Here is a 4,411-nt window from a genome sequence, read left to right on the forward strand (position 1 = left end):
GACGTCGGCTCAGCCACGCCAATGGCGTAGCTCACCTGCACTTCGCAGCGATCGGCGATGCCGGCGGCCACGATATTCTTGGCGACATAGCGCGCGGCGTAAGCGGCCGAGCGATCCACCTTCGACGGATCCTTGCCCGAGAACGCACCGCCACCGTGACGCGCCCAGCCGCCGTAGGTGTCGACGATGATCTTGCGGCCAGTCAGGCCGCAGTCGCCCACCGGGCCGCCGATCACGAACTTGCCGGTCGGGTTGATGTGGAACTTGGTGCCCTTGTGCAGCAGCTTGGACGGCAGCACGGGCTTGAGGATGTGCTCGCGTACGGCTTCGACCAGATCTTTCTGCTTGATATCCGGATCGTGCTGGGTGGAAAGCACCACGGCATCGATGGCAGTCGCCACGCCATTTTCATAGCGCAGGGTGACCTGGCTCTTGGCATCCGGGCGCAGCCACGGCAGCGGCGATTTCTTCGCCTTGCGTACCTTGGCCTGCTGCTCTACCAGACGGTGCGAGTAGTAGATCGCCGCCGGCATGAAATCCTTGGTTTCGTTCGTGGCATAGCCGAACATCAGGCCCTGGTCGCCAGCGCCCTGTTCTTCGGGCTTCTTGCGATCCACGCCCTGGTTGATGTCCGGGGACTGCTTGCCGATCAGGTTCAGCACACCGCAGGTCTCGCCATCGAAGCCGACGTCGGACGAGTTGTAGCCGATATCGACAATGACCTTACGGGTCAGCGCTTCCAGATCGATCCAGGCGCTGGTGGTGACTTCGCCGGCGACAATCGCCACGCCGGTCTTCACCATGGTTTCGCACGCCACACGTGCACGCGGATCCTGCGCAAGGATCGCGTCGAGGACGGCGTCGGAAATCTGGTCAGCGACTTTGTCCGGATGGCCTTCGGAGACCGATTCGGAGGTGAAGAGGTAGTTGCTCATCGTGGCTTATATCCTTCTTTACGGATAAAGAGATGGAAAGGGGAAACGGGCATTCTACACGCCTGCGCCCCGGGAATCACCGGCAAGTCTGGCATATCCGGATGACAGTGAGGCCGCATTCAGCCGATTTGCCGCAGTCCGGGGATGGCGGGCGCCGATCGGGCCGGAAGACCTGAGATAGACGGCTTAATGGACATCCGCAGAAGGGTGGCTGCGAATAAATTGCAGCGTGTCGGCGAGCGTGGGCGCCTTGTCGTGCATAGGACGGGAGAGCGCAAAGACCAGCGCGTTGTGGCTAACGCCCGGATAAAGCTTCAGCGTCACCGGCACGTGATGGGCCTGCAGCACATGCGCCAGGGAGATCGCGTTTGACGGTTCCACTTCTTTGTCGGCGGTTCCTTGCAGCAGCAACATGGGCGGTTCGTTTCCGCTCGCAAAGCGCACGGGTTGCGCGCGAGTCTGCGAGGCTTCGTCGTGGCCGAACATGCCCAGCATGTCTTTCTCGCTGGCTGGAATCGGCATGAAGTCGTAGCAGCCGGCTAGTCCGATGAAACCGGCCATATCTTTCGGGTGCAAACCGTACGGCGCGAGCCACGAGGGATCAGTCACCAACAATGCGCCGATCTGACCGCCGGCGGAATGTCCCATCACGAAAATATCGTTCGGCGCGCCACCAAATGTCTGTGCGTGCTGATGCGTCCATGCAACGGCTTTCGCCGCATCCCGCATGAAACCATCCATTTTTACCTGCGGGTATTTGCGATAGTCGGGAATAACGGCAACGACGCCATGCGAAGCGAGTGTCGTGCCGACGAAGCGATACCACGCGCGTTCGCCATGCGTCCAACTTCCGCCATAGAAGAACACCACCACGGGCGCGTGCTCGACATTGGCCGGGCGATAGACATCGAGTTTGAGCTGATGCTGCGCATCGAACACGATGTCGTGCGTCGTTTCGATGCCGGCGTGTCGATCGGTGGCGTTGAGGCCTGCAAAGAGCGTGGCTCTGCAGCCGCCGCATAGCAGCGCTAACAGCGGCAGCGCGATGCGCAAAAGCAACGATGGCCAGGACCTGTTGGGCGAAAAGATCATCGGCACGTAAGCAAGCTCGAAAAGCAGATGATGCCTGCAATCGCTCCGCAAGGGGTTGCGCCAGTTATGCGGCGAGGCTCCAGTTTTCCTGCAGCGATTCGAAATAATCGCGGGTCAGGCGCAATTGGTCACCGGCATTTTCGGCACGATTGACGACATCACGGAACGCCGTGTTCTCTGGCCGGTCTTTCGCATACCAGCCCAAATGTTTGCGCGCGATGCGCACGCCGGCTTGCTCACCATAGAACGCGTAAAGGTGTTCGAGATGACCAAGCAAGATGGTCGAAATATCCGACGGCGATGGCTGGCGCAGCAATTCGCCGGTGGCGAGATAGTGCGATATCTCGCGGAAGATCCACGGACGGCCCTGAGCGCCACGACCGATCATCACGGCGTCGGCGCCGGTGACATCCAGTACGTATCGCGCTTGCTGCGGCGTGGTGATATCGCCATTCGCCAACACCGGAATGCATGCTGCCGATTTCACCGCCGCAATGGTGTCGTATTCCGCGTGGCCTTCGTATTTGTCGGCGCGCGTGCGGCCATGCACGGCAAGCGCCGCGATGCCGTTGTCTTCGGCAATGCGAGCAATCGTCAGTGCGTTCTTGTGCTGACGATCCCATCCGGTGCGGATCTTCAGCGTCACCGGAACGTCCACGGCATCTACCACCGCTTTCACGATGCGCGCGACGAGCGGTTCGTCCTGCAACAACGCCGAGCCCGACCATACGTTGCACACTTTCTTCGCCGGGCAGCCCATGTTGATGTCAATCATCTGCGCGCCGTTTGCAACGTTGAAGCGCGCCGCCTCGGCGAGCATCGTCGGATCGTAGCCGGCGATTTGCACACTGACCGGCTCGGGCTCGCCTTCGTGATCCATACGCTTGAGCGACTTGCGCGTTTGCCACAGGCGCGGATCGGCCGTCGTCATTTCGGACACGGCAAGGCCCGCCCCCAGCCGCTTGCAGAGCAAGCGGAAAGGCTTGTCAGTGACGCCGGCCATAGGGGCCAGCACTACCGGAGGGTCAATGCGGTAAGGGCCGATTTGCATCCGGCTATTGTAGCCGCTGCGGCGGGATGGCATCCGCGCGGCTGGAAAAGCCCTGAAAACGCTCAGTGAACGGGCAAATTCTCCAGCGCTTCGGGGCGGTGCTTGTGCTGAAACAGGACCATGAAAAGCACGGCGACGATCAGCGAATACGTCGCAAATGTCATCCAGATGCCATGCCATTCCAGACTGTGGTCGGGGCGCGTGAAGTATTGATCGATGATCACACCGCTGATCGAGCTGCCCAGCACCGCGCCGACGCCATTGGTCATCAGCATGAACAGGCCTTGCGCGCTGGCGCGAATCGCAGGGTCGCTTTCGCCTTCCACAAACAGCGAGCCGGAGATATTGAAGAAGTCGAAGGCCATGCCATAGACGATGCACGACAGCACGATCATCCACAGTCCGTCGCCAGGGTTGCCGAAGGCGAACAGACCGAAGCGCAGCGTCCACGCCACCATGCTGATCAGCATCACGGCCTTGATGCCGAAGCGTTTCAGGAAAAAGGGAATCGCCAGAATGAATAGCGTTTCCGATACCTGCGAAATCGACATGATGATCGCGGGATAGCGCACGGCGATCAGATCCTTGTAAGCACCGACTTTGTCGAAGTCGTGCAGGAACGTGTCGCCGTAGGCATTCGTCAGCTGCAACGCCGCGCCAAGCATCATCGCAAAGAGAAAGAACACCGCCATCTCGCGGCGCTTGAACAGTGCAAACGACGTAAGGCCCATGACGTCGAGCAGCGAGCGATGCTCCGAGCCGCGCAAACGAGGCGGGCATGGCGGCAACGTAAAGGCGTACAAGCCAAGCACCAAAGCCGCAGCAGCGGCGACGTAAAACTGACCGGTCGTCGTTTCCAGATGCAGCAAGCTGACGGCCCACATCGCAACGATGAAACCCACGGTGCCCCACACGCGGATCGGCGGATACACGCGCACGACGTCCACGCCGTCCTGTTTGAGCGCGTTGTACGCCACCGTTATCGCCAGCGAGATGGTGGGCATGTAGCACATCATGTTGATGAGCATCACCCAGAACATCGTGCCCGGATCGTTGATCATCGGCACGATGCACAGCACGACAGCACCCATGAGATGCAGGCAGCCATAGAGGCGTTCGGCGCGAATCCACTTGTCCGCGATCACGCCGGTAATCGAGGGCATGAAGAGCGAGGCGATGCCCATCGTCGAGAAGATTTCGCCAAACTGCGTGCCCGACCAATGGCGATTCTGGAACCAGTACGCGCCGATGGTGATCAGCCAAGCCCCCCACACGAAGTACTGCAGAAAGTTCATCGCAATGAGTCGCAGCTTAAGGCTCATGGGCACATCTC

Annotated in this window: 4 protein-coding genes; all 4 read right to left on the reverse strand. The window is 60.3% G+C overall.

The genetic code is table 11. The features are described from left to right. On the reverse strand, positions 1–935 hold a 935-nt coding region (gene metK, locus VK725_RS06755), incomplete at its 3' end, for a methionine adenosyltransferase (RefSeq protein ID WP_325317293.1). Positions 936–1,121: 186 nt separating this feature from the next. Then, on the reverse strand, positions 1,122–2,027 hold the full coding sequence (locus VK725_RS06760) for an alpha/beta hydrolase (RefSeq protein WP_325317296.1): 906 nt from the start codon (positions 2,025–2,027) through the stop codon (positions 1,122–1,124). 64 nt (positions 2,028–2,091) lie between these two features. Further along, positions 2,092–3,078 carry a tRNA dihydrouridine synthase DusB gene (gene dusB, locus VK725_RS06765; RefSeq protein WP_325317294.1) on the reverse strand — a complete coding sequence of 329 codons (987 nt, stop codon included), beginning with the start codon at positions 3,076–3,078 and terminating at the stop codon, positions 2,092–2,094. A 62-nt stretch (positions 3,079–3,140) separates the two neighbouring features. Then, positions 3,141–4,411, reverse strand: a 1,271-nt coding sequence (locus VK725_RS06770) for a nucleoside permease (protein ID WP_325317295.1), incomplete at its 5' end; no start/stop codon positions are given.

It is taken from the genome of Dyella sp. (genome assembly GCF_035486915.1).
Classification (GTDB): domain Bacteria; phylum Pseudomonadota; class Gammaproteobacteria; order Xanthomonadales; family Rhodanobacteraceae; genus Dyella_B.